The sequence below is a fragment of the Thioclava sp. genome (assembly GCF_048263065.1).
In the GTDB taxonomy this organism is placed as follows: domain Bacteria; phylum Pseudomonadota; class Alphaproteobacteria; order Rhodobacterales; family Rhodobacteraceae; genus Thioclava.
In genome coordinates this window covers 222258-244122 of record NZ_JBLXEM010000004.1, presented here as the reverse complement: position 1 = coordinate 244122, position 21865 = coordinate 222258, and the positions used below count along the sequence as shown (strand labels likewise).

The 21865-nt window shown below is 58.6% G+C and carries 22 protein-coding genes; 12 read left to right on the top strand and 10 right to left on the bottom strand.

What is annotated here, in order from left to right:
• The first annotated feature begins 4 nt into the window (after window positions 1–4).
• The 10 genes from ACN0SD_RS08275 to ACN0SD_RS08230 all read left to right on the top strand — a co-directional run bounded on the left by ACN0SD_RS08275 (window position 5) and on the right by ACN0SD_RS08230 (window position 10374).
• On the top strand, window positions 5–2332 hold the full coding sequence (locus ACN0SD_RS08275; protein ID WP_417807755.1) for a nitric oxide reductase activation protein NorD: 2328 nt from the start codon (window positions 5–7) through the stop codon (window positions 2330–2332).
• 18 nt (window positions 2333–2350) lie between these two features.
• On the top strand, window positions 2351–3052 hold the full coding sequence (rpe, locus tag ACN0SD_RS08270) for a ribulose-phosphate 3-epimerase (protein ID WP_417807754.1): 702 nt from the start codon (window positions 2351–2353) through the stop codon (window positions 3050–3052).
• An 87-nt stretch (window positions 3053–3139) separates the two neighbouring features.
• Window positions 3140–4048 carry an MBL fold metallo-hydrolase gene (locus ACN0SD_RS08265; RefSeq protein WP_417807753.1) on the top strand — a complete coding sequence of 303 codons (909 nt, stop codon included), beginning with the start codon at window positions 3140–3142 and terminating at the stop codon, window positions 4046–4048.
• A gap of 1 nt (window position 4049) precedes the next feature.
• Window positions 4050–5006 carry an MBL fold metallo-hydrolase gene (locus ACN0SD_RS08260; RefSeq protein ID WP_417807752.1) on the top strand — a complete coding sequence of 319 codons (957 nt, stop codon included), beginning with the start codon at window positions 4050–4052 and terminating at the stop codon, window positions 5004–5006.
• Between the two features lie 8 nt (window positions 5007–5014).
• The gene (locus ACN0SD_RS08255) at window positions 5015–5569 is read left to right on the top strand and encodes a thioredoxin family protein (protein WP_417807751.1); all 555 of its coding nucleotides are present in this window, start codon (window positions 5015–5017) and stop codon (window positions 5567–5569) included.
• A complete protein-coding gene (locus ACN0SD_RS08250) occupies window positions 5566–6225 on the top strand; it encodes a phosphoglycolate phosphatase (protein WP_417807750.1) in 660 nt (219 codons plus the stop codon). Before ACN0SD_RS08255 ends, ACN0SD_RS08250 begins: the two co-directional genes overlap by 4 nt.
• A gap of 130 nt (window positions 6226–6355) precedes the next feature.
• The gene (locus tag ACN0SD_RS08245) at window positions 6356–7219 is read left to right on the top strand and encodes an MBL fold metallo-hydrolase (protein WP_417807820.1); all 864 of its coding nucleotides are present in this window, start codon (window positions 6356–6358) and stop codon (window positions 7217–7219) included.
• 62 nt (window positions 7220–7281) lie between these two features.
• Window positions 7282–7725, top strand: coding sequence for a TIGR01244 family sulfur transferase (locus tag ACN0SD_RS08240; RefSeq protein ID WP_417807749.1), 444 nt, complete (start codon window positions 7282–7284; stop codon window positions 7723–7725).
• Window positions 7726–7734: 9 nt separating this feature from the next.
• Window positions 7735–9486, top strand: coding sequence for a SulP family inorganic anion transporter (locus ACN0SD_RS08235; RefSeq protein WP_417807748.1), 1752 nt, complete (start codon window positions 7735–7737; stop codon window positions 9484–9486).
• 114 nt (window positions 9487–9600) lie between these two features.
• Window positions 9601–10374, top strand: coding sequence for a helix-turn-helix transcriptional regulator (locus tag ACN0SD_RS08230; protein ID WP_417807747.1), 774 nt, complete (start codon window positions 9601–9603; stop codon window positions 10372–10374).
• Window positions 10375–10448: 74 nt separating this feature from the next.
• On the opposite strand, the gene tsf is transcribed toward ACN0SD_RS08230, so the two are convergent.
• The 3 genes from tsf to ACN0SD_RS08215 all read right to left on the bottom strand — a co-directional run bounded on the left by tsf (window position 10449) and on the right by ACN0SD_RS08215 (window position 13432).
• Window positions 10449–11330 carry a translation elongation factor Ts gene (gene tsf / locus ACN0SD_RS08225; protein WP_417807746.1) on the bottom strand — a complete coding sequence of 294 codons (882 nt, stop codon included), beginning with the start codon at window positions 11328–11330 and terminating at the stop codon, window positions 10449–10451.
• 72 nt (window positions 11331–11402) lie between these two features.
• On the bottom strand, window positions 11403–12179 hold the full coding sequence (gene rpsB, locus ACN0SD_RS08220; protein WP_417807745.1) for a 30S ribosomal protein S2: 777 nt from the start codon (window positions 12177–12179) through the stop codon (window positions 11403–11405).
• A 200-nt stretch (window positions 12180–12379) separates the two neighbouring features.
• Complete coding sequence (locus ACN0SD_RS08215) at window positions 12380–13432, bottom strand: sensor histidine kinase (RefSeq protein ID WP_417807744.1); 1053 nt, start codon at window positions 13430–13432, stop codon at window positions 12380–12382.
• A 328-nt stretch (window positions 13433–13760) separates the two neighbouring features.
• Here ACN0SD_RS08215 and ACN0SD_RS08210 point away from each other — a divergent pair, with 328 nt between their 5' ends.
• Complete coding sequence (locus tag ACN0SD_RS08210; protein ID WP_417807743.1) at window positions 13761–14096, top strand: hypothetical protein; 336 nt, start codon at window positions 13761–13763, stop codon at window positions 14094–14096.
• On the opposite strand, the gene ACN0SD_RS08205 is transcribed toward ACN0SD_RS08210, so the two are convergent.
• Genes ACN0SD_RS08205 through ACN0SD_RS08195 form a run of 3 tightly spaced genes read right to left on the bottom strand, consistent with a single transcriptional unit; the run spans window position 14093 to window position 16138 of the window.
• Complete coding sequence (locus ACN0SD_RS08205; protein ID WP_417807742.1) at window positions 14093–14614, bottom strand: gamma carbonic anhydrase family protein; 522 nt, start codon at window positions 14612–14614, stop codon at window positions 14093–14095. The genes ACN0SD_RS08210 and ACN0SD_RS08205 overlap by 4 nt on opposite strands.
• A complete protein-coding gene (gene gmk / locus ACN0SD_RS08200) occupies window positions 14611–15255 on the bottom strand; it encodes a guanylate kinase (RefSeq protein ID WP_417807741.1) in 645 nt (214 codons plus the stop codon). Before gmk ends, ACN0SD_RS08205 begins: the two co-directional genes overlap by 4 nt.
• Before the next feature lie 4 nt (window positions 15256–15259).
• Entirely contained in the window at window positions 15260–16138 is an 879-nt protein-coding gene (locus ACN0SD_RS08195) for a YicC/YloC family endoribonuclease (RefSeq protein WP_417807740.1), read from the bottom strand.
• Window positions 16139–16370: 232 nt separating this feature from the next.
• Between ACN0SD_RS08195 and ACN0SD_RS08190 the strand changes: the two genes are divergently transcribed.
• Window positions 16371–17093 carry a PAS domain-containing protein gene (locus ACN0SD_RS08190; protein WP_417807739.1) on the top strand — a complete coding sequence of 241 codons (723 nt, stop codon included), beginning with the start codon at window positions 16371–16373 and terminating at the stop codon, window positions 17091–17093.
• Between the two features lie 58 nt (window positions 17094–17151).
• Here the strand turns inward: ACN0SD_RS08190 and hflX are convergent, their stop codons facing one another.
• The 4 genes from hflX to trkA all read right to left on the bottom strand — a co-directional run bounded on the left by hflX (window position 17152) and on the right by trkA (window position 21726).
• The gene (hflX, locus tag ACN0SD_RS08185; protein ID WP_417807738.1) at window positions 17152–18438 is read right to left on the bottom strand and encodes a GTPase HflX; all 1287 of its coding nucleotides are present in this window, start codon (window positions 18436–18438) and stop codon (window positions 17152–17154) included.
• Window positions 18439–18449: 11 nt separating this feature from the next.
• Entirely contained in the window at window positions 18450–18683 is a 234-nt protein-coding gene (hfq, locus tag ACN0SD_RS08180) for an RNA chaperone Hfq (RefSeq protein ID WP_275811718.1), read from the bottom strand.
• A gap of 143 nt (window positions 18684–18826) precedes the next feature.
• Window positions 18827–20323 (bottom strand): TrkH family potassium uptake protein, encoded by a 1497-nt coding sequence (locus ACN0SD_RS08175; protein WP_417807737.1) that lies wholly within the window; start codon window positions 20321–20323, stop codon window positions 18827–18829.
• Between the two features lie 26 nt (window positions 20324–20349).
• Window positions 20350–21726 (bottom strand): Trk system potassium transporter TrkA, encoded by a 1377-nt coding sequence (trkA, locus tag ACN0SD_RS08170; RefSeq protein ID WP_417807736.1) that lies wholly within the window; start codon window positions 21724–21726, stop codon window positions 20350–20352.
• Window positions 21727–21865 lie beyond the last annotated feature (139 nt).

The following is a 21865-nucleotide window of genomic DNA, read 5'->3' as shown; positions in this document are numbered from 1 at the left end:
TCTTATGAAACTCGCGCTTGAGGAGTATGCACCAGATCTGATCAAGGCCGCCCCCGAGTTGGAGGACAGCCTTGAGGGGCTGTTTCACGAATCCGCGCGGATGATGTCGCCCATCGGGCTCAAGGATTATCTGGATGGCGCGCGTGCGATGATCGCACTTGGCAAGGGGCCGAAACTGCTGGTGAGCTATCTTGACGAGATGCCCCAGGTCGTCAAGGAATGCGGCGAGGATGCGATCCGCGATGTTGTTGGCGCGGTGCTAAAACTGTCCTCAATGGTGTCGGGCGAGGTGTTGATGCTGATGCTTTCGACCCTGCCCGGTGCGGCACGCCGCTTTGGCGATCCTGAATTGCTGCGCGGCTATCTGGCGCTGCTGCATCGGTTGGCTGCGATTGCGCCGCGCGGCTTGCGCCCGATGTTTGGCGTGCTCGAAGAGTTGCTGGGCAAGCTGACATTGTCTGGCCTACGCCGCTGGGTTGATTTCGGTGCCGAGGCCTATCGCCGCGATCTGCCAAAACAGGCCGATTACTTCGGTTTAGTCTCGCAAGACAGCCGCGCCATCCTGAAACAGGAACGCCGGGGCACGCTGTTTATCGACTCGCAGCGGCGGCTCAATTTCTACCTGCGCGCATTCTGGGCGCGCGATTTCTTCCTGCGCCCCTCGGCGGCCGATTTCGCAGGGTTTCGCCCCTTTATCGAGTCCGGCGCGCTGCATCTGCCCGATGCTGTAGACGCGATCGGTGCGACCTCGGGGCTGGATCTTTATCGCGCGATGTGTGCGCATATGGCCGCCCATATCGCCTATTCCGATCGCGGTCTGGGGCAACAGGCGCTCAACCCCGCGCAGATTTTCCTGATCGGTCTGTTTGAAGATGCGCGCGTCGAATACTGCGCAATTGACGCCTTTCCCGGTCTCAAGACGATGTTTCAAACGTTGCTGCCCGTAAGCGCGGCCGGCACTTACGAACACGAAACGATGTATCTGCTCGAACGGATCGCACGCGCGCTTATTGAGCCGGAGCTGCGTCTGGGTGATGTCGAGATCGACAATCTCATCGAGACCTTCCACACCAATATCGCCGAAAACATGCTCGAGACGATGATGTCTTGGTCGCTTGGCGTCGAGCTGTTTAACCTGTTGGCAGAGCGGCGCGCCGTGCCCAGCCTGCGTATCCTTGAAAGCCTTGCCATTCCCTATCGCGACGACAACCGCTTTGTCTGGGCGATGGAGGGGTATGATTGGGACAACACCAGTGCCTATCAGCCCGAGCACGGTCAGGTGCGCAAAAAAGTCGGCTTGATGGAGTTCGTCAACGAGGTCGATGTCGAAACCGCTGGCGATGATGCGCAAGAGATCTGGGTCTTGGGGTCTGAACTATTCCCCTACGAGGACGAGGGCGTGTCCTATAACGAGCGCGAGGGAAAAGAGCCGGTCTCGGACCCGTTTCATTACGGTGAGTGGGATTACAAAGTGCAGCTGCATCGCCCCAGCTGGGCCACGGTCTATGAGCGCCGCCAAGGCAGCGGCGACCCCGGGGCCATCGACACCATCCTGACTGCCCATCGCGGCATCCGCCACCGCATCAAGCAGATCGTCGACCGGCTGCGCCCGCAAGGCGTGTCGCGCCAGCGCCGACTTGAGGATGGCGACGAACTCGATATCAACGCCGCCGTGGATGCGATGGTGATGACGCGGATCGGCCATCAGCCCGACATGCGCATTACCATGCGCAACGTGATCAACCGGCGCGATCTGGCGGTGGTAATCTTGCTTGATCTGTCGCAATCCACCAACGAGATGGTGCGCGGCGCGGAGAAAACGGTGCTCGATCTGACGCGCGAGGCCTCGGCGCTGGTAGCTTCGGCTATTGAGGGGATCGGCGATCCTTACGCCATTCACGGCTTTGCCTCGGACGGGCGTCATGATGTGCACTATTACCGCTTCAAGAATTTTGAACAAAAGCTCGACGCCGAGGCCAAGGCACGTCTTGCTGGCATGAAGGGCGGGCTGTCCACGCGCATGGGCGCTGCGATGCGCCATGCCGGGCACCACCTTGCCGCGCGCCCGGAATCCCACAAGCTGTTATTGATTGTCACCGATGGCGAGCCTGCCGATATTGACGAGCGCGATCCGCAATATCTGCGCGCAGATGCCAAGAAAGCGGCTTCCGAATTGGCGCAAATCGGCATATCCAGCTACTGTCTGACCCTCGACCCCGAGGCCGACCGCTATGTCTCGCGGATATTCGGGGCCAATAACTACACCATCATCGATCAGGTCGAGCGCCTGCCCGAAAAACTGCCGACGCTATTTGCGCAACTGACGAAATGAGCCGCCAAGGAGGCCCCCATGAGCTTTGACCGTTCCATTAAAATCGCCCCCTCAATCCTCTCGGCCGATTTCGCCAATTTCGGCGCCGAGATCCGCGCCATCGAAGATCAGGGCGCCGATTGGGTGCATGTTGACGTGATGGACGGGCATTTCGTGCCCAATCTCACCTTTGGCCCGCCTGCCGTTAAGGCGTTTCGCCCGCATGTGAAAACCTTCATGGATGTGCATCTGATGATCGCGCCGGTGGACCCCTATATCGAGGCCTATGCCGAGGCAGGTGCGGATATGATCGTGGCCCATTACGAGGCCGGGCCGCACCCGCATCGTACGCTTCAGGCGATCAAGGCGACGGGCGCGAAATGCGGCATCAGCCTTAATCCCGGCACGCCCGCCAGCGCCATCGAATACCTGCTCGATCTGTGCGACATGGTGCTGGTGATGAGCGTGAACCCCGGTTTCGGCGGGCAGAAATTTATCCACTCCAGCGTGCAAAAGGTCGCTCAGGTACGCCAGATGATCGGCGATCGCGAGATCCATATTCAGGTCGATGGCGGGGTCGATCCGAACACTGTCGGTCCGCTGGTTCAGGCGGGGGCTGATTGCTTTGTCGCAGGCTCGGCCGTGTTCAAAGGCGGCTCGGTCGACAAACCCGAGGTTTATGGCGAGAACATGCGCGCCATCCGCACCGCAGCCGAAGGAGCGTTAAAAGCGGCGCAATAATCGCACCTTTGTGATCTGCATGCTTGCCCTGTGACATTCTGTCGTTCATATTCGCTAAATTGAATACCTGTTTAGGGAGGAATGGGCATGAAAGTCACGCGACGCACGCTTTTGCGCAGCGCGCTGGCGGTTACGGCTGCCAGCACCCTGCCCCGCTTCAGCTTTGCCGCGCAATCGCTGGAACTGGGCACCGCACGGATCGACACGCTGTCAGATGGCAATCTCGTCTTGCCGCTCAGCTTTGTCTCCGATGATCCCAAGGCCGCGCCGATCCTGAAGGATTACGGCATCACCGGCCCCGAGGTCGAGCCGCCCTGTAACCTGACACTTTATCGTGATGGCACCAATGCCGTGCTGTTTGATGTCGGCGCGGGCCCCGATTTCATGCCCTCGGCGGGCAAGCTGCAAGCCGCGCTGGATGCGCTTGAAATCAGCCGCGATGACGTGACCCATGTCGTGTTCACCCATGGTCACCCCGACCATCTTTGGGGCGTGCTCGACGATTTCGACGAAGCGATCTTTGCCAATGCTCAGCACCTGATGGGCAAGACCGAGTTTGATTTCTGGATCAACCCCGAGACGGTGAACACCATCGATTCCGGACGCACGACATTTGCTGCGGGCGCGCTGCGGCGTTTGCAAACGCTTGAAGATCAGATCACAACCTTTGGAGATGGCGAGGAAATTCTGCCGGGCATCGCGTCGCGCATGACACCGGGGCACACGCCGGGTCATATGTCGTTCGAAATCCGCAATGGGAACACCTCCGCATTGGTGACGGGCGATGCGATCGTTAATCACTACCTTGCGTTCGCCGCCCCGGGTTTGGCGGCAGGTTCAGATCAAGACCCAGATCTTGGCGCGAAAACCCGTGTGGCGCTGCTTGATCAGATTGCGTCCGAGAAGATGCCGATCATCGGCTTTCACCTGCCAGAGGGCGGGTTGGGCCATGCCGAGCGCGTGGGTGACGCTTATCGTTATGTTCCCGAGGTGTGATATGAAAAAACTGTTCATTGCCAGCGCATTAATGGCGCTTCTTAACGTTTCTCAGGTCTTGGCTTCCGAGGATATTCCCGATCAGTATCCCGGCTCGGTGCTGTATTCCAAACCCTATGAGGTGATCCCCGGAATCTGGTCGGCGATTGGTGCCACTGCGCCGCCGACCTATGAAAATGCAGGCCATAACAACAACCTCTCGTTCATCGTGACCGGCGAAGGCGTGGTCGTGGTGAACTCGGGGGCGTCTTACAAGCTGGCAGAGGCATTGCACAAGGAAATCAAGGACGTAACGGACGAACCTGTTAAACTTGTCATCAATGAAAACGGTCAGAACCATTCGATGCTGGGCAATAATTACTGGATTGAACAGGGCGTGCCGGTGCTCGGCCATGTGGATGCAGCCGCCGAGTTCGAAGACGGGATGGGTTCGGCGCTTGCGGGACTGCAAGGCTACGCCAAGGAAAACGCCGAAGGCACCGACCCGATGGGGCCGACCGAGACATTTGAAGACGAGCGCGTGATCACGATGGGCGATTTCGAGATCCACGTCATGCATCTTGGCCCCGCACATAGCCCCGGCGACACGCAGGTCTGGATGCCCAAGCAAGGCTTTATGATTGCCGGGGACATCGCGTTTTCTGAACGCATGATGCCAATCTTTTCCGGTACTTGCACGACTTGCTGGATCGAGACTTGGGAAACCAAGTTCATGCCGCTCCAGCCCACATTCATCATCCCCGGTCATGGCCACCCCACGAACCTTGCCCAAGTCACCCGCTTTACGCGTGACTATCTTGTGTATCTGCGCGGCAAAATTGGCGCGCACATTGAAGAGGGTGGCGATCTTGCCAGCGCCTATTACGTTGACCAAAGCCCCTACGCGCACCTTGATACGTTTGAGGAACTGGCGACGAAAAACGCAGGCGTCGTCTATGAGGAAATGGAATTCGAATAGGAGACCGCATGGCTGTCACCCCCCCTGTATGCGATTTCGGCTGGAAGGCACCGGGTTTCTCGCTGCCCGCCACTGACGGCAAAACCTACACGCTGGATGATATCCGCGGCCCCAATGGCACGCTGGTAATGTTCATCTGCAACCACTGCCCCTATGTGCAATCCGTTCTGCAACGGATCTTGCGCGACGCGGCAGAGTTACAGGCGGCAGGCATCGGGGTGGTGGCGATCTCGGCCAATGATGCGACTGATTACCCCGAGGATAGTTTTGAAAACATGGGGAAACTCGCGCGCGATCGCGGTTTCACCTTTCCCTACCTCTATGACGAAAGCCAAGCGGTCGCCAAAGCCTACGGCGCGGCGTGCACGCCGGATTTCTTTGGATTTGATGCCCAAGACGGGCTGCAATATCGCGGTCGCCTTGATGCCTCAACCAAGCAGGCCGGTCCGGCAGACGCCAAGCGCGAGCTTTATGAGGCCATGATGATGGTTGCCAAAACGGGGATAGGCCCGCGCGACCAGATCCCCTCGATGGGCTGCTCGATCAAGTGGAAAACCCAATGAGCGCGCCCGCCGTTATCTTCGATCTCGACGGCACGCTGATCGATTCCGTGCCCGCCATTCACGCGGTCTCGAACACTGTGCTAGATGATCTGGGGTTCGCGCCGCTCTCGCTTGGCATGATCCGCTCTTTCGTGGGCAAGGGCGTGCCCAATCTCGTGCGCGAATTGCTGATTTCCTCGGATGAAGACCCCGACGGTCCGCTCTTTGCCCATGTCGAGCACGCGCTAATCAAGCGCTATGAAACCGATGTGGATGGCAATGTCATCTATCCCGGCGTGATCACCGCGCTTGATCAACTCGCGGATCGGGGCTGTAAAATGGCTGTGTGCACCAACAAACCCTATGCCCCTGCCGAGGCTGCGCTGCGCCATGTTGGGCTGTGGGAGCACTTTGACGTTGTCCTTGGCGGCGACAGTCGCCCGACGCGCAAACCCGACCCAGAGATGCTGCATCATTGCCATACGTTGCTGGGTGGCGGCGCAATGCTTTACGTCGGCGATAGTGAAGTTGACGCCGAAACCGCCACCAATGCCAAGGCAAAATTTGCGCTTTATACTGAGGGTTATCGCAAGACCCCGGTGCATAAGATGCCCCACGATGTGGCGTTTTCCGACTTCAAAATGCTACCCGCAATTGTCGAGCATTTCCAATGGTAACGCTCGGTTTCAATACGATCTCGCGCAAGACTTACCGCCCAGACTCACATCGACACTGGGACATCGTGCCGCAATGTCATAAATTCAACCCGCGCCATATGGCAGGGAAACGTTAATGGAGGCCAACATGATCAAACCAGACGTCAAAGGCTTTTTCGACACGGCCACGTTCACCGTGTCATATGTCGTGAAAGACCCCGGCAGCACTGCCTGCGCCATCGTTGATAGCGTGCTGGATTTCGACTATTCCTCAGGGCGCACCGATACCAAATCCGCCGATGAGGTGATCGCCTACGTCAAGGAGCAGGGCCTTGATGTGAAATGGATTTTGGAAAGCCATGTCCATGCCGATCACCTCTCAGCCGCGCCCTATATCCAGGAACGCGTGAGCGGCAAAATCGGCATCGGCGGGAAAATTCAGGTTGTGCAGGAAACCTTTGGGAAGATCTTTAACGAAGGCACCGAATTCCAGCGCGACGGCAGCCAGTTCGACAAGCTCTTTGAGGAAGGCGACACGTTTGAAGTCGGCGCGCTTCAGGGCCGTGTGCTGCATACGCCCGGCCATACGCCCGCTTGTCTCACATATGTTATCGGCGATGCCGCCTTTGTCGGTGACACATTGTTCATGCCCGATTTCGGCACGGCACGTTGCGATTTCCCCGGTGGGTCTGCAGAAATGCTATATGCCTCGATCCAGAAAATCCTGTCTTTGCCTGATGAAACGCGGATTTTCGTGGGCCATGATTACAAAGCGCCGGGTCGCGATGAATATGCTTGGGAGACCTCGGTGGCTGAGGAAAAGGCACGCAACATCCATATCGGGGGCGGTAAATCGCAGGCCGATTTCGTCAAGATGCGCTCGGATCGCGACGCGACACTGGCAATGCCAAAACTGATCATCCCGTCGTTGCAGGTAAATATGCGCGCAGGCCAGATGCCGCCCGCCGATGACGAGGGTAAAACCTATCTTAAAGTCCCGGTGAACGGGCTTTGACGAAACGGGGCGGGCGCGAACACCCGCCCTTTTTTGACCATGCAGGACAGACAGGAAACGCCATGGATCATCGTAAACTTTCCGACCATTTTTCAGTGTCCCCCCAGATCAGCGCCGAAGACGTTGAGAAACTCGCCAAACTGGGCTTTCGCACGCTGATCACGAACCGCCCCGACGAAGAAGTCGAGGAGGAGGAACACCGCTCGAGCAATATCTCAAAGCTGTGCGCCAAGCACGGTCTGAACCACCATTACCTTCCCTATTACCCGGGCGAGATGACATTTGATCTGGTGGCCGATTACGAGGCGATCATGAAAACGGCACCGAAACCCGTCTTCGCCTATTGCCGCTCGGGCACGCGCTCTTCGCATCTTTGGGGCATGAGCCAGGCAGGCCGGATGGATCTCGACAAAATCGTCGAAACGGCGGCGGATGCGGGCTATGATCACAGTTCACTCATGCCAGTGTTGAAATTCTACGCTACGCGGCGCGGCAAGAACGGCTAATAACACCTTATGCTAAAAAGATATTTCCCGATCCTCACTTGGGGTCGCACCTATGATCGTCCGACATTTGAGGCCGATCTTGTTGCCGCTGTCATTGTGACGATCATGCTGATCCCGCAATCGCTGGCCTATTCACTTCTGGCGGGGATGCCGGCGCAATACGGGCTGTATGCGTCCGTGCTGCCGCTGCTAATCTACGCGGTCTTTGGCACGTCACGCCCGCTGGCCGTGGGCCCGGTTGCCGTGATCTCACTGATGACGGCGGCGGCGGTCAGCAAGGTCGCCACGCAGGGCAGCGCCGAATACATCACGGCTGCGGTCGCGCTGGCGTTCTTGTCGGGCGTGATGCTGGTCGTGATGGGCCTGCTGCGCATGGGGTTCGTCACGGCGTTTCTCAGCCATCCGGTGCTCTCGGGGTTCACCTCGGCGGTGGGGATTTTGATCGCGGCCGGCCAGATGAAGCACTTCTTCGGGGTCAAGGCCGATAGCGGCGGGCTTTATGAGATATTGTCGAGCCTCTGGGCCCATCTGCCCCAGACCAACGTACCGACCGTCGCGATCTCGATCTTGTCGCTGGGCTTTTTGTTCTGGGCGCGGCGCGGAATGAAGCCGCGTCTGCTGCGCGCCGGGGTTTCGCCGCGCATCTCTGATATTCTTAGCCGCGCTTCGCCGGTCTTTGCGGTCGCCGCCACAATTGCGCTGACTTGGATCTTCGGTCTAGAGGGGCGCGGTGTTGCGGTCGTGGGCACCGTGCCGCTAGGCTTTCCCGCACCCACCCTACCCTCGTTTGATCCAGCACTTTGGCAAGAACTGTTCGTCCCGGCGCTGCTGATCGCGATCATCGGCTATGTCGAAACAATCTCGGTTGCCCAGACCTTGGCGGCCAAAAAGCGTCAACGCATTGATCCCGATCAGGAATTCATCGCGCTTGGTGGCGCCTCGATCGGCTCGGCGATCTCGGGGTCTTTCCCGATCACTGGCGGGTTCGCGCGCTCGGTCGTCAGCTATGAGGCAGGTGCGAGCACGCCCGCCGCTGGGGCCTACACAGCCATCGGCGTGGCAGTCGCGACCTTTACGCTAACGCCTGCACTGTATTTTTTGCCCCAAGCTACGCTGGCTGCAACGATCTTTGTTTCGGTGCTGACGCTGGTGGATTTCGCCGCGCTCAAACGTACCTTCAGCTACGCCCCGCGCGAAGGAGTCGCAATGGCGTTGACAATTATGGTGACGCTGCTGCGTGGTGTCGAAGACGGGATCGCCTTTGGCGTGGTTCTGTCAATTGCGCTGCATCTCTGGAGCAGCTCGCGCCCCCATGTTGCCGTGTTGGGTCAGGTGCCGGGCACCGAGCATTTCCGCAATGTCGAACGTCACCGCGTAATCAGCGCCCCCGGCGTGCTGTCGCTGCGCATCGACGAAAGCCTGTGGTTTCCCAATGCCCGCTTCGTCGAAGAGATGATTTACGACCGCATCGCCGCAGATCAGTCGATCAAGCATGTCGTGTTGAATTGCCCTGCCGTGAACCACATCGACAGCTCTGCGCTTGAGGCACTGGAGGAGGTGAACGACCAGCTCAAGGATGCGGGCGTTCGGCTGCATTTGTCCGAGATAAAGGGACCGGTAATGGACGCGTTGACGCGCTCGGATCTGCTGACACATCTGGGCGGGCGGATCTATCTGACTCATCACGACGCGCTGGCAGCTTTGGCACCTGATCTCACCCGACAAACCGCCACCCAAGGCCGCTGCGAGACGCATCGATAAAAGCTGACGTCTGGGTCAGTTTAATGTATGTCTACCTTGATTGGTGCCAGTGGAGGGCCACCAATGCGAAAATCATTTTTTTGACTAAGGTCGACTGTACGGGGGCATATTTCAATGTTAGCATTTTGCGAAGCCGTCTTAAATTCACGCGATATCAAAGAGATCTGGGATCTCCATTGCCGTGAGATGGCGCGATACGGGTTTGACCGCCTGATTTACGCCTTCAGCAGTTTCCGCACGACCAACAATTTTGGTGATCTGGACGACGCGCTTATTTTGTCAAACCATTCCAAAGCCTATCTTGATGATTTTCTGCATTCCGGAAAATTCCGCGATGCTCCGATGGTGAATTGGGCGGTCGACAATGACGGGGCAAAATCGTGGCGTTGGGCAGGCGAACGTGCGCAGCGCACCGAACTGACCGCCGCGGAAATCGAGGTCATCAACGTGAACAATCGCCATGGGGTCACGGCGGGGTATTCCATTGGCTTTGGCGACCTATCAAGCCGCGCGCATGGTGCGATGGGGCTCGTGGCGCAATACGGGCTAAGTCAGGATGACGTTGACCAGATCTGGGATGAAAATTCGCGCGTTCTGCTGACGATGAACCGGCTGGTGCATCAGAGGATTTCCACAATGCCATTCGCAACTGCGCGCCGCCCGTTAACCAATCGTCAGCGCGAAGTTCTGGAATGGGTCGCGGATGGAAAAACGACGGCAGATATCGCGGTGATCATGGGACTGACAAGCTCGACGGTAGAAAAGCATCTGCGTCTGGCGCGCGAGGCTTTGGATGTCGACACGACAGCACAGGCAGTGATGAAAGCCTCGTTGCAAAAGCAAATATTCATGACGGCGCCGCCCTATCGCGGGGCGATTTCGCCCTAAGCGCGCGCAACTATTGCCATAACAAACGCCGCCCTCTTTGCAGAGAGCGGCGTTTATTTCATCAAAGAAAGAGATCAGTTGCCAGCAGCGGTCTTGGCGACCTCAGCGGCAAAATCTTCTTCTTTTTTCTCAATGCCTTCGCCCACTTCCATGCGCACAAAACCGGTGATTTCCACACCCGCTTCTTTGGCAGCGGCACCAACCGTCAGGTCGGGGTTAACCACAAACGCTTGATTGAGCAGCGTGACTTCGGCGACGAATTTGTTCATCCGGCCGACGATCATTTTCTCGATCACGGCTTCGGGCTTGCCCGATTCACGTGCGATGTCCATTTGGATCGCTTTTTCTTTCTCGACCACGGCGGGATCGAGATCAGCCTCGGACAACGCAGCCGGGTTAGTCGCTGCGATATGCATCGCAATCTGTTTGCCGATGCCGTTGTCAGTACCTTTCAGCGCAACCAGAACGCCGATTTTGCCCATACCATCGGTCGCGGCATTGTGGACGTAATGCACGATTTCGTCGCCTTGCAGCATGTTCATGCGGCGCAGCGTCATATTTTCACCGATACGCGCGATTGCACCGGTCAGCACGTCTTCGACGGTCTTGCCGTTCAAATGCGCAGCTTTGACAACTTCCACCGACTCGCCGGTTTCCAGCGCCACTTCGGCGATGTCAGCCACGAGCTTTTGGAAGTCGGCGTTCTTGGCGACGAAATCGGTTTCCGAGTTCACCTCGATGGCGACCCCTTTGCCATTGCTGACAGCGACGGCCACAAGACCCTCGGCAGCCACACGGCCCGATTTCTTGGCCGCTTTCGCAAGCCCTTTGGTGCGCAGCCAGTCAACGGCGGCTTCCATATCGCCATCCGTTTCGGTCAACGCTTTTTTCGCGTCCATCATGCCTGCGCCGGTGGATTCGCGCAGTTCCTTAACCTGAGCGGCAGTAATCGCCATGGTCGGATCTCCTTAATGAAGTCTTGGAGGGCGGGGTATCCCGCCCTCATGTCAACTGGGTGACAGCGAAGATCAGGCTTCGGCCTGAACCTCGGTCTCGGCCAGGGCCTCTTCAACCGGGGTGTCGGTCAGAGCGCCCAGATCGACGCCCGCCGCGCCCATTTGTGCGGTCATGCCGTCCAGAGCTGCGCGCGACACCAGATCGCAATACAGCGCAATCGCACGCGCCGCATCGTCATTGCCCGGAATGATGTAGTCGATGCCATTGGGCGGGCAGTTGCTATCCACCACGGCCACAACCGGGATGCCCAGTTTATTGGCTTCTGCGATGGCCAGCGATTCCTTGTTGACGTCGATCACGAACAGCAGGTCGGGAAGACCGCCCATTTCGCGGATACCGCCAAGCGAGGCTTGCAGTTTCGTTTGGTCGCGCTCAAGACCGAGACGCTCTTTTTTGGTCAGACCACCAGCACCGGTTTCCAGCTTTTCATCAATCTCGTTGAGACGTTTGATCGATTGCGAAACGGTTTTCCAGTTGGTGAGCGTGCCGCCCAGCCAACGGTGGTTCATGTAATACTGTGCGCATTTTTCCGCAGCATCTGCGATCGGCTTGGCAGCCTGACGCTTGGTGCCCACAAACAGCACGCGGCCGTTTTTGGCAACGGTATCACGCACGACTTGCAGCGCCGCGTCCAGCATCGGGACGGTTTGCGTCAGATCGAAGATGTGGATGCCGTTACGCTCGCCATAGATGAACTCGCCCATGCGGGGGTTCCAGCGTTGCGTTTGGTGACCGTAGTGAACGCCAGCTTCCAAGAGCTGACGCATGGTGAATTCAGGAAGCGCCATGTCCATTTTCCTTTTCCGGTTTGGCCTGAGCGGAGGATCTCAGGGCGAATGCCCCAACCGGTGGACCTTTGGGGATGTCTCTCCCATTGGCCCGCCTCCGCCTGTGAAGTGCGCGCGATATAGACGCTGTGTGCGGGCTTGGCAAGCCAATTGGGCAGAATTGCCAAGTTTATTGGCGCGTCAAAGAAATCACGCGCGGCTCAGGTCTCGGGCAGAATGATGGTGAACCGGCTGCCCTCGCCCGGTTTGCTGTCGATGCGCATCCGGCCACGATGGCGCGCCACGATATGTTTCACAATCGCAAGCCCCAGCCCAGTGCCGCCCTGCTCACGCGAACGGTGGGTATCGACGCGGTAAAACCGCTCGGTCAAGCGCGGCAGATGCTGCGGATCGATTCCCTCGCCACGATCGCTGACTTCGATGCGCAGAGCGGGGCCGCGCAACAGCGGCTCGGTGGCGATACGGCTGACCGAAACGCGCACCTCACCGCTCTGCCCGCCATATTTGATCGCATTCTCGATCAGGTTGGTGAAAACTTGCGTAAGCTGGTCGCAATCGCCGGGCACCGTCAGCACCCCGCCCTCGCCTTCACGAATGAGGTTAACGGATGCCGCCTGCGCGCTATGCTCAAGCGTCTGCATCACCGAGCGCAGTACGGCGCTGATATCGACCGAGCCCGTCGGGCGCATCCGCTCATCACCCTCAACCCGGCTCAGCGACAAAAGATCGCCCACAAGACGGTTCATCCGCGCCGCCTCGCGCTCCATGATGGTCAAGAACCGGTCGCGCGCGGCTGGATCATCGCGCGCGGCCGAGCGCAAGGTCTCGATAAACCCCATCAAGGCGGTCAGCGGCGTGCGTAATTCATGGCTGACATTGGCCACAAAATCGCGTCGCATCTCGACAGCTGTTTCCAGCGCCGTGATATCCTCAAAACTCACCAACACGCCGCCTTCGCCCTGTGATAGCTCAGGCGAAAGCGCAACCACGCTGGCCAGTTGCACGCTCTGCGCTCCGTCGCGCGCGCTCAAACGCAGCCGCACACGGTCAGGCTGTTCCCCGCCAAGCGCGCGATCAACGGCCGTTCCGAAATCGGGCTGGCGCAGAATGGTGACATAGGGGCGCCCCAACGCATGTGCGCCAAAGATCCGCCGCGCCTCGGGGTTGATCGCCAAAATCCGCTCATCTGCCCCGATTTGCAGCACGGCATGGGGCAAAATCTCGATCATGGCAGTCAAATTCGGTTCGCTCATCTCTGCTCCATACAATGCAGTATGCTCAGTTGATGATTTTTTCGTTCAGTGTAAAGCATTTGCGCCCTTATAGTGGTGTTGCGTTATGTTTTTGTTAAGCTTTTAATGTGATCCTAATCTCGTAGATTGAGAAACGGCGCTTGAGGCTGGCTGAAGAACAAGCTAAACCCTAGCGTGTAAGCCGGGGATGGGGTGTGTGTCTGCAATTTGAGATGACACATCCTTTGAGACAAGAGAGTAGCTTAGTTAAATGTCCCGACTACCCTATTCCCGACAGGCGTTACGCGCAGTTTTTCTCCACTCAAACGCGCTGAAAAACTGTAAAAGAATGCTGTTGGTTGAACCAGCGCGCGAATTGCCCATCGCGTTGCATGGGATTGAGGGGCTCAATCTGACGGTCGTACAGTGGGATTCGATCACCACGGATTTACTTGGCAGCGTCGCACCCGAGATAATTCTTGCGCCCCTGCTATCGACCCGCTTTGATATCCTAGATCTGGCGCGGTTGCTGAATACGCTTGGCTATCGCGGGGCGTTGCGGGCCTATTGTGCGCCGCTGCCCAATACCAAAGTTATCCGCTCGGAAGTCAAAGCAGAGTTCCCCAACCTCGATTTCACAATTTTTGAGGTGCCCCCCGGCCCCGACCCAGAGCGCGATCATTAGCTGATCGCGCGCAAGCCTGCCCGAAAACGCGCCGCATTCTCGCGGTAATGGGCGGCCGATTGCAAAAGCTGATCCTGCGCCACCGCGTCAAGCTGGCGCACCACCTTGCCCGGCGCGCCCATTACCAAAGACCCGTCGGGAATTTCCTTACCCTCAGTGATCAAGGCCCCCGCGCCGATCAGACACCCCCGCCCGATCTTGGCGCCGTTCAGCACCGTCGCCCCCATTCCGATCAGTGACCCCTCGCCGATCACGCAGCCATGCAGCATCGCCTTATGCCCGATCGTGCAATTCGCCCCGATTACCAAAGGAAACCCTATATCGGTATGGCACACCACGTTCTCCTGCACATTCGACCCTGCGCCAACGCGAATTTTTTCGTTATCGCCGCGTAGCGTGCAACCAAACCAAACCGATGCCGCGCCCTCCAACACGACCTTGCCGATTAGATTGGCATCGGAGGCCACCCAAGCATCGGGCGCAATTTGCGGGGCAATTCCATCAAGTTCATAGATCATCGTGCATCGAACTCCGCGTTGAGGGCGCGAACGAAATCGTTCAGGCCGGGTTGGCGATCTGCGCGGGCGCGCTCTGCCGTAAGAATGGTTTTCAGCTCGGCTTCGGCTACGTCCACATCGCTGTTGATGATGACATAATCATATTCGCCCCAATGGCTGATTTCGTCGCGCGATTTTGCCATGCGTCCCGCAATGATTTCATCGCTGTCTTGCGCGCGGGTGCGCAGGCGGGCCTCGAGATCGGCAATTGAGGGTGGCAGGATAAAGATCGACACCACATCCTTGGCCAAGCTAGAGCGACGGATCTGCTGGCCGCCCTGCCAGTCGATGTCAAACAGCGTGTCGCGCCCCTGCGCCATCGCAGCTTCGACCGGGCCTTTGGGCGTGCCGTAGAAATTGCCAAATACCTCGGCATGTTCCAGCATCTCGCCGGCCTCGATCATGGCTGCGAATTCCGAACGGGTCTTGAAGAAATACTCCACCCCGTCCGTTTCGCCACTACGCGGCTGGCGGGTGGTGGCAGAGACCGAAAAGCGCAGCGTCGGATCCCATTGCATCAGCCGACGCGCCAAGGTGGATTTGCCTGCTCCTGAGGGCGAAGACAGGATAATCAACAGGCCACGGCGGCGGGGCGTTTGCATCGGCTTACTCCACGTTCAAAATTTGTTCGCGCATCTGGTCGATAGCATATTTCAAATCCAACCCGATCGCGGTCAATGCCGCATCACTGGATTTGGAACACAATGTGTTGGCCTCGCGCACAAATTCCTGCGTAAGAAATTCAAACTTGCGCCCAACCGCGCCGGGATCGCCCAGCAAGGCCCACGCGGCGGTGATATGGGCGCGCAGCCGGTCGATCTCCTCGGTGATATCGGCCTTCACCGCCAGAAGGGCGAGTTCCTGTGCCACGCGCGCCTCATCTGCGCCATGCGCGCCCTCCATCACCCGCGCAAGGTTGTCGCGCAGGTTGCGTGCCACTTCGGGGCGGCGCGCGGCGGCGGCGTGGTCGGCGGCATGCGTCAACTCGGTGATCCGCTCGATCTGCGCGGCAATGATCTGGCCCAGTTCACGCCCTTCAGCGACCCGCATCGCCAGAAAATCCGCCAGCGCCGTTTGCACATCTTCCAGCAACAGCTCTGTCAGCACCGTCGGGTTTTCCAGCGGCGCCACCGTATGATCCAGCACACCGCGCATTGCCAAAATCTCGACCGGATTGGGCGCAACAATGGTGACGCCGCGATCTTTCGCGGCCACTTCCGCTGCCATCACGGCATCAAGGGCGGCATCAAGCGCCAGATGATTGACGCGCAATGTCTCGCCCCCACCTTGTCGGCTCAGACGCAACGAGATCTGAATATTGCCGCGCGTCGCCACGGCTGCCACCTCGCGACGCACCCCCACCTCTAGCCCCTCCAGTTCGGGCAGGCGCAGACGTAGATCCAACCCCTTACCATTGACCGAGCGGATTTCCCAACTCCACTCATGCCCCAGCCCCGCCCCTTGCGAGGCCGCGAACCCGGTCATGGAAACGGTCTGAATTTGCGGGCGGGGAGGTGCGGACTGCTTAACCATTTAAAGGTTTTGTTCTCCATTTAGTGAAAAAAGAGCGTATTAAGAGTTCAGTAACAATTCAGCCCCGCCGGTCAAGCCAAACCATTGGAACAGGCCACCGAGCGGGGCGTTTCAAATGCGCGCCACGCGGCAATGTCATGTTATAATGACATCGCCAACACGCGCTCGCAATGGCAGGTATAAGATGGAACATGACAGCGATGGCAGAGTGATCACAATGGGTTCGGGCGTAGGACGTCGTATCAGCAATGAGCTGCGCGCCTATTGGGAAGGGCTGCGCAAAGGGCGTGCGGTTCCGCCGCGCTCTGAGGTAAATCCGCGCGGCATCGAACGTGCGCTGGAATTCTCGTTCATTCTGGAACGCGTGGCACCGGGAATGGGGCGGTTTCGCCTGGCGGGCATGCATCTGAACGACCTGATGGGGATGGAAGTGCGCGGCATGCCGCTCAGCGCGCTATTTGCGCCCGATGGTCGCAAAAAGATCGCGGAGATCACCGAAGCCGTCTTTACCGATCCCGCGATTGCAGAGGTCGAACTGTGCGCCGAAACGAGCATCGGCAAGCCCGAAATGATGGCGCGTGTGCTAATTTTGCCGCTGACGTCGGATTTTGGCGATGTCAGCCGGGCTTTGGGCTGTTTGGTGGCTGAAGGCGAGATTGGCCGCACGCCGCGCCGATTTGAAGTTACAGGGGTACGCATGACGCCGATTGCGACGCAGGCGCCGTCTCTGGCAACCGCCCCTGCCCCGCTGGATCCTGATGTGCTTGGGTTTTCTGAAAGCCAAACGCCCTACGGTCGCGCACCCAGTGTTGCGCCAAGTGCGCCAAAATCCCCCGGAGAGCACCTGACAGAGATGACGCCAGACGAGCGGCGCGCGATGTTTCGCGTTGTGCGCACGTCAAATTGAGGGCCGATTATTGCAAAGTTGCAGGCAGCGGGGCGTTTCATGACGTCCCGCTCAACTATTAAAGCGCGCGAAAACGATTGCGTTGCGCCGCACTCCATTCGACATCACAGCGCCAACCGGTTTTCGTCTCACGTTCCGCGCGCACCACGTTTTGTTCATGGAGCCACGCGTGTTTGCGCCCCTGCGCAAAGGACAGATCCAGCGTTTCAAACAGCTTTTCTTCGGCCAAACGCGCATCGATGGCAGCAAGTAAATCATCAAGCCCCGTGCCCGTCAGCGCCGAGACAGCCTCAATATCGGGATCGCGGCTGGCCTGCATCTGCAACGCGGCGCGTTGATCGGGGGCCAGCGCATCGATCTTGTTCCAAACCTCCAGCGACGCCACATCCTCATCGACACCCAACGTGGCTAGGATGTCATTGACATCGGCTGCCTGTTCCTCGGTCTCGGGATGAGAAATGTCGCGCACATGCAAGATCAGATCGGCCTCAAGCACCTCTTCAAGCGTGGCGCGAAACGCGGCGACCAATTCATGGGGCAGATCGGAGATAAACCCAACCGTATCGGACATAATCACCTTGCGCCCCGAAGGCAGCGTGAGCCCGCGCATCGTGGGATCAAGCGTGGCAAACAGCATATCTTTGGCCAGAACATCGGCCCCTGTCACGGTGTTGAACAGCGTCGATTTGCCCGCATTAGTATAGCCAACCAACGCGACAATCGGGAACGGGATCTTGCGACGCGCAGCGCGGTGCAGCTCGCGGGTTTTCACCACGCGCGTCAATTGACGGCGCAGGCGCACCATCTGATCGTCAATCGCGCGCCGGTCGGCCTCGATCTGGGTTTCGCCGGGACCACCGACAAACCCAAGCCCGCCGCGCTGGCGCTCAAGGTGGGTCCAGGCCCGCACCAACCGCGTGCGCTGATAGCTTAGCGCCGCCAGTTCGACCTGCAACACGCCCTCACGGGTGCGCGCGCGATCGGCGAAGATTTCAAGGATCAAGCCGGTGCGATCCAGCAGCTTGACGCCCCATTCCTTTTCCAGATTGCGCTGCTGCACTGGCGTGACCGGACCATCGACCAACACCAATTCAATCTCATCAGCCTCAAGCTGCGCTTTTAGCTCGGCCATTTTACCGGTGCCAAACAGATGTCCCGGATGTGGCTTGGGCAGGCGCACGATCTGTCCGCCAATCACCTCAAGGCCGGGCAAGGCACGCGCCAACGACTCAGCCTCGGCCAAGGCGAATTTGGGCAAGTGCCGAGGCCCCTCTCGCGACGGGATATCGGGATGGAGCACGAAAGCGCGCGTGGGCGCGCGTTCAGAGGAATGAAGATCGCTCAATTAGCGCGCACTCAGTCTTCGCCTTCATACAGCGAGATCGGCTGACCCGGCATGATGGTGGAAATTGCGTGTTTGTAGACCAGTTGCGATTGACCATCGCGGCGCAAAAGCACGCAAAAATTGTCAAACCAGGTGATCACACCTTGCAGCTTTACCCCGTTGATCAGAAAGATCGTCACAGGCACTTTGGTCTTGCGGACGTGGTTAAGAAACGCGTCCTGAAGGTTCTGTTTATCGCCAGCCATTGTTCTTGCCCTTATTATTGTCGCGCATGCAGCAGCCCCGTTGACCTGCCGGTTCGTTAAAATATGCAGCGCAGCGCCGAAGATTCCAGCCCAAAAATCATATTGTTAAGGAAATCGGCGGATTTCGCGCAATTTCTTTGCGATCAACCGCGCCAAAACTCGGGATTGAACAGCGCGATAATCGCCAGAGTCTCTAATCGACCCAACACCATCGCCAGTGCGAACACTGACTTGACCGGCTCGCTCAGCGTGGCCCAGCTTAGCGGAATATCGGCGGCAATACTGGCAAGCGGACCAGTATTTGACAGCGATGCAATAGTCAGGATCGTTGCAGGTTCAAAAGATAACCCGAACAGCGAGACCAGCATCATTACCACAGCAATCGAGATCGCGAATAGCATGAAGAAAATCCAGCTGATATAGGCGCCATCGCGGCGCAGCTTGCGCGCCATCGCGCCGCCCCCTGCCACCGAAGTTGGATAAATCAGCTTGTCGAGTTCGCGCTCGCCGTGGCGCAGCAGCGCATAGACGCGCAACAACCGCACGCCGCCCGCCGTGGTCGCCACGCCGCCGCCGATAATCGCTAGCCCCGCCAGAATCAGCCCCGGCGTGCCCAAGCCAGACCAACTGCGCGCGTCATGCCACGCGGTGGATTCAAACCCCGTGGTGGTCAGAAACGACAGCGAGGTGAACAGGCTGCCCCAGATCGAGCGAAAGATCGCACCAAAATCGGCCGGCATCTTGACCTCAAGTGCGGCAAGCCAGTGACGCAGAAACAAGAACAGCGGCACGATCACCACCAAAAACGCCGCCAGTCGCAATTCAGGATCATTGCTGAGCTTGTCCGAGGCGCGCAACTCGCCACCGCCGGGCCACAAACGACGCGACAACGCGGGGATGAAAAACAGGAAAATCAGCATCTCGCCGCCCAAACCCGACGAGCTACCCGTCATCCCCCCGACCGGAGAAATCCCCGAGGTCGAGAGCGTAGACATCGCGTGAATAAACCCCACCAACGGCGGATCGCCCGCCATCATTAGCCCCAGCCACAACGCGCCCGTCAGCCCGATATAGGCCGGAGCAATGCGCGTGGCGTAATGGGCGATGCGCTCACTCGTTTCGGCTCCGCCATCGGCTGCGGGGGCATTGGCACTGGGTGCGCCCGACGGACCGCCCGAGAAAAACACCTCAAACCCGCCAAGCCGCATCGGCGCCAGCACCGCAATCGCCATCACAAGCATGTAAAACCCGCCCATCCACGCCACCAACCCACGCCACAGATGCAGCGAGCCGGGCAAGCGCGCGGGCTCATACAGCGTGCCGCCGGTGGTGGTCAGCGAGGACACCATCTCCCACCAGCTATTGAAGAAACTGGTATCGGGCAGCGATTGATCGAACGGCAGCGCCAGCATCATCGGCAAGAGCAAAAACACCGCAAGCATGCTGAGCAGGCTTGCCCGCCCGGCACGATGCGGGCGCGCATTGGCGGCATTGGCCAGTGCCACCAACACCGATACGAACAAGAACAATGTGCCCGAGTAAAAGAACGCGCGGCTAATTTCATGGTGATGCGTAATCAAAGCATGGGTTGCGGGCAAAAACATCGCCAGCGACGAGACCAGCATCAGCTGGATCGGCATTGGCAAAGCCTTGAGCGCGCGTATCATCAGAAGAAGTCGATGGAGACCTGCAACAGGCGCTCCACCTCCGGCACATCTGCGCTAAGGGCAAACAGCACAACGATATCGCCCTCATCAACGCGCGTGTTGCCCGAGGGTTTGATCAGCTTGTCGCCTTTGCGGATCATACCAATCAGCACGCCTTCTGGGAAAGCAATCTCGCGCACCATCTTGCCCGACATTGGCGACGTGCCCATCACTTGCGCCTCGATCACCTCGGCCTCGGCATCGCCAATCGAGTAGATCGCGCGCACCCGCCCGTGGCGAATATGGCGCAAGATCGACGACACCGTGGTCGCACGCGGGTTGATATAGGCGTCGATATCAAGATCGTTCAGCAAAGGCGCAAGGGTTGGATCATTGATCAAGCAAATCGCCATTTTGCAGCCCGCCTGCTTGGCGCGCACTGATACCAGAATGTTGGTTTTATCGTCATCCGTCACGGCCAGAACCGCGTCGGCATTACCGATATTGGCCTCCTCCAACAGCTCGGAGCTCATCCCGTCGCCATTGAGAACAATCGTGCGATCAAGCGCATCCGCGGCCTGTTCGGCACGCGCGCGATTGGCCTCGATGATCTTGGCACGCACCCGGTCCGTGCGGGCCTCAAGCGCGCGCGCCACGCCAAGCCCGACATTGCCCCCGCCGATGATCACGATACGCTCTTGCTTGCGCGTGGCCTTGCCGAAAATATCGAGCGTTCGCGCCGTGTCGTCGATATGCGAGAAGATATAAATCTGATCGCCTGCGAATAGCTGATCGCCGGGTTCGGGCGCAAAAAGACGCCCCTCGCGCCGAATGCCCACGACCAACGCGCGCAGCGTCGAGAACAAATCGGTCAACTGGCGCAGCGGCGTCTCTAGGACAGGGCAGTCGACATCCAGATCAATGCCCAAAAGCTGCAACTTACCGTTCAAAAAGCTTTCCGTGTCAAAGGTCGAAGGCGCGGCGAGCCGCTGCAAGGCGGCCTCGGCGACTTCGCGTTCAGGGCTGATCACGACATCAATGGGCAGGTGATCGCGTCGGTAAAGATCGGAATATTGCGGTGCAAGATAGGCCTGTGCACGAATCCGTGCGATCTTGCGGGTGATCCCAAAGACAGACATGGCAACTTGACAGGTCACCATGTTGACCTCATCGGAATAGGTTGCAGCGATCATCAAATCGCAATCGCGCGCCCCTGCACGCTCCAACACATCGGGATGCGAGGCAAATCCGACGACACCCTGAACATCCAGCGTGTCGGCAGCGCGACGTACCAGATCGGCGTTGGAATCAACCACCGTGACGTCATTGCGCTCGCCCGCAAGATGGCGCGCGATCTGCCAACCAACCTGACCCGCCCCGCAGATGATAACTTTCATGCATATTCTCCGCGCCGCTCACTCGCCCCTATCTAGGCTGCGATTGGCGATAGGGTCAAACAGTAAGCGCGCTAAATTCGGACCATGTGCGTTTGACGATCACAGATGCCTCCGGCGGGGAAATTTGGCAGCAAAAAGG

Coding starts and splice junctions, on each gene's coding strand:
- ACN0SD_RS08275 (WP_417807755.1), top strand. CDS start 5: ATGAAACTCGCGCTTGAGGAGTATGCACCAGATCTGATCAAGGCCGCC.
- rpe (WP_417807754.1), top strand. CDS start 2,351: ATGAGCTTTGACCGTTCCATTAAAATCGCCCCCTCAATCCTCTCGGCC.
- ACN0SD_RS08265 (WP_417807753.1), top strand. CDS start 3,140: ATGAAAGTCACGCGACGCACGCTTTTGCGCAGCGCGCTGGCGGTTACG.
- ACN0SD_RS08260 (WP_417807752.1), top strand. CDS start 4,050: ATGAAAAAACTGTTCATTGCCAGCGCATTAATGGCGCTTCTTAACGTT.
- ACN0SD_RS08255 (WP_417807751.1), top strand. CDS start 5,015: ATGGCTGTCACCCCCCCTGTATGCGATTTCGGCTGGAAGGCACCGGGT.
- ACN0SD_RS08250 (WP_417807750.1), top strand. CDS start 5,566: ATGAGCGCGCCCGCCGTTATCTTCGATCTCGACGGCACGCTGATCGAT.
- ACN0SD_RS08240 (WP_417807749.1), top strand. CDS start 7,282: ATGGATCATCGTAAACTTTCCGACCATTTTTCAGTGTCCCCCCAGATC.
- ACN0SD_RS08235 (WP_417807748.1), top strand. CDS start 7,735: ATGCTAAAAAGATATTTCCCGATCCTCACTTGGGGTCGCACCTATGAT.
- ACN0SD_RS08230 (WP_417807747.1), top strand. CDS start 9,601: ATGTTAGCATTTTGCGAAGCCGTCTTAAATTCACGCGATATCAAAGAG.
- tsf (WP_417807746.1), bottom strand. CDS start 11,330: ATGGCGATTACTGCCGCTCAGGTTAAGGAACTGCGCGAATCCACCGGC.
- rpsB (WP_417807745.1), bottom strand. CDS start 12,179: ATGGCGCTTCCTGAATTCACCATGCGTCAGCTCTTGGAAGCTGGCGTT.
- ACN0SD_RS08215 (WP_417807744.1), bottom strand. CDS start 13,432: ATGAGCGAACCGAATTTGACTGCCATGATCGAGATTTTGCCCCATGCC.
- ACN0SD_RS08210 (WP_417807743.1), top strand. CDS start 13,761: ATGCTGTTGGTTGAACCAGCGCGCGAATTGCCCATCGCGTTGCATGGG.
- ACN0SD_RS08205 (WP_417807742.1), bottom strand. CDS start 14,614: ATGATCTATGAACTTGATGGAATTGCCCCGCAAATTGCGCCCGATGCT.
- gmk (WP_417807741.1), bottom strand. CDS start 15,255: ATGCAAACGCCCCGCCGCCGTGGCCTGTTGATTATCCTGTCTTCGCCC.
- ACN0SD_RS08195 (WP_417807740.1), bottom strand. CDS start 16,138: ATGACCGGGTTCGCGGCCTCGCAAGGGGCGGGGCTGGGGCATGAGTGG.
- ACN0SD_RS08190 (WP_417807739.1), top strand. CDS start 16,371: ATGGAACATGACAGCGATGGCAGAGTGATCACAATGGGTTCGGGCGTA.
- hfq (WP_275811718.1), bottom strand. CDS start 18,683: ATGGCTGGCGATAAACAGAACCTTCAGGACGCGTTTCTTAACCACGTC.
- ACN0SD_RS08175 (WP_417807737.1), bottom strand. CDS start 20,323: ATGCCGATCCAGCTGATGCTGGTCTCGTCGCTGGCGATGTTTTTGCCC.
- trkA (WP_417807736.1), bottom strand. CDS start 21,726: ATGAAAGTTATCATCTGCGGGGCGGGTCAGGTTGGTTGGCAGATCGCG.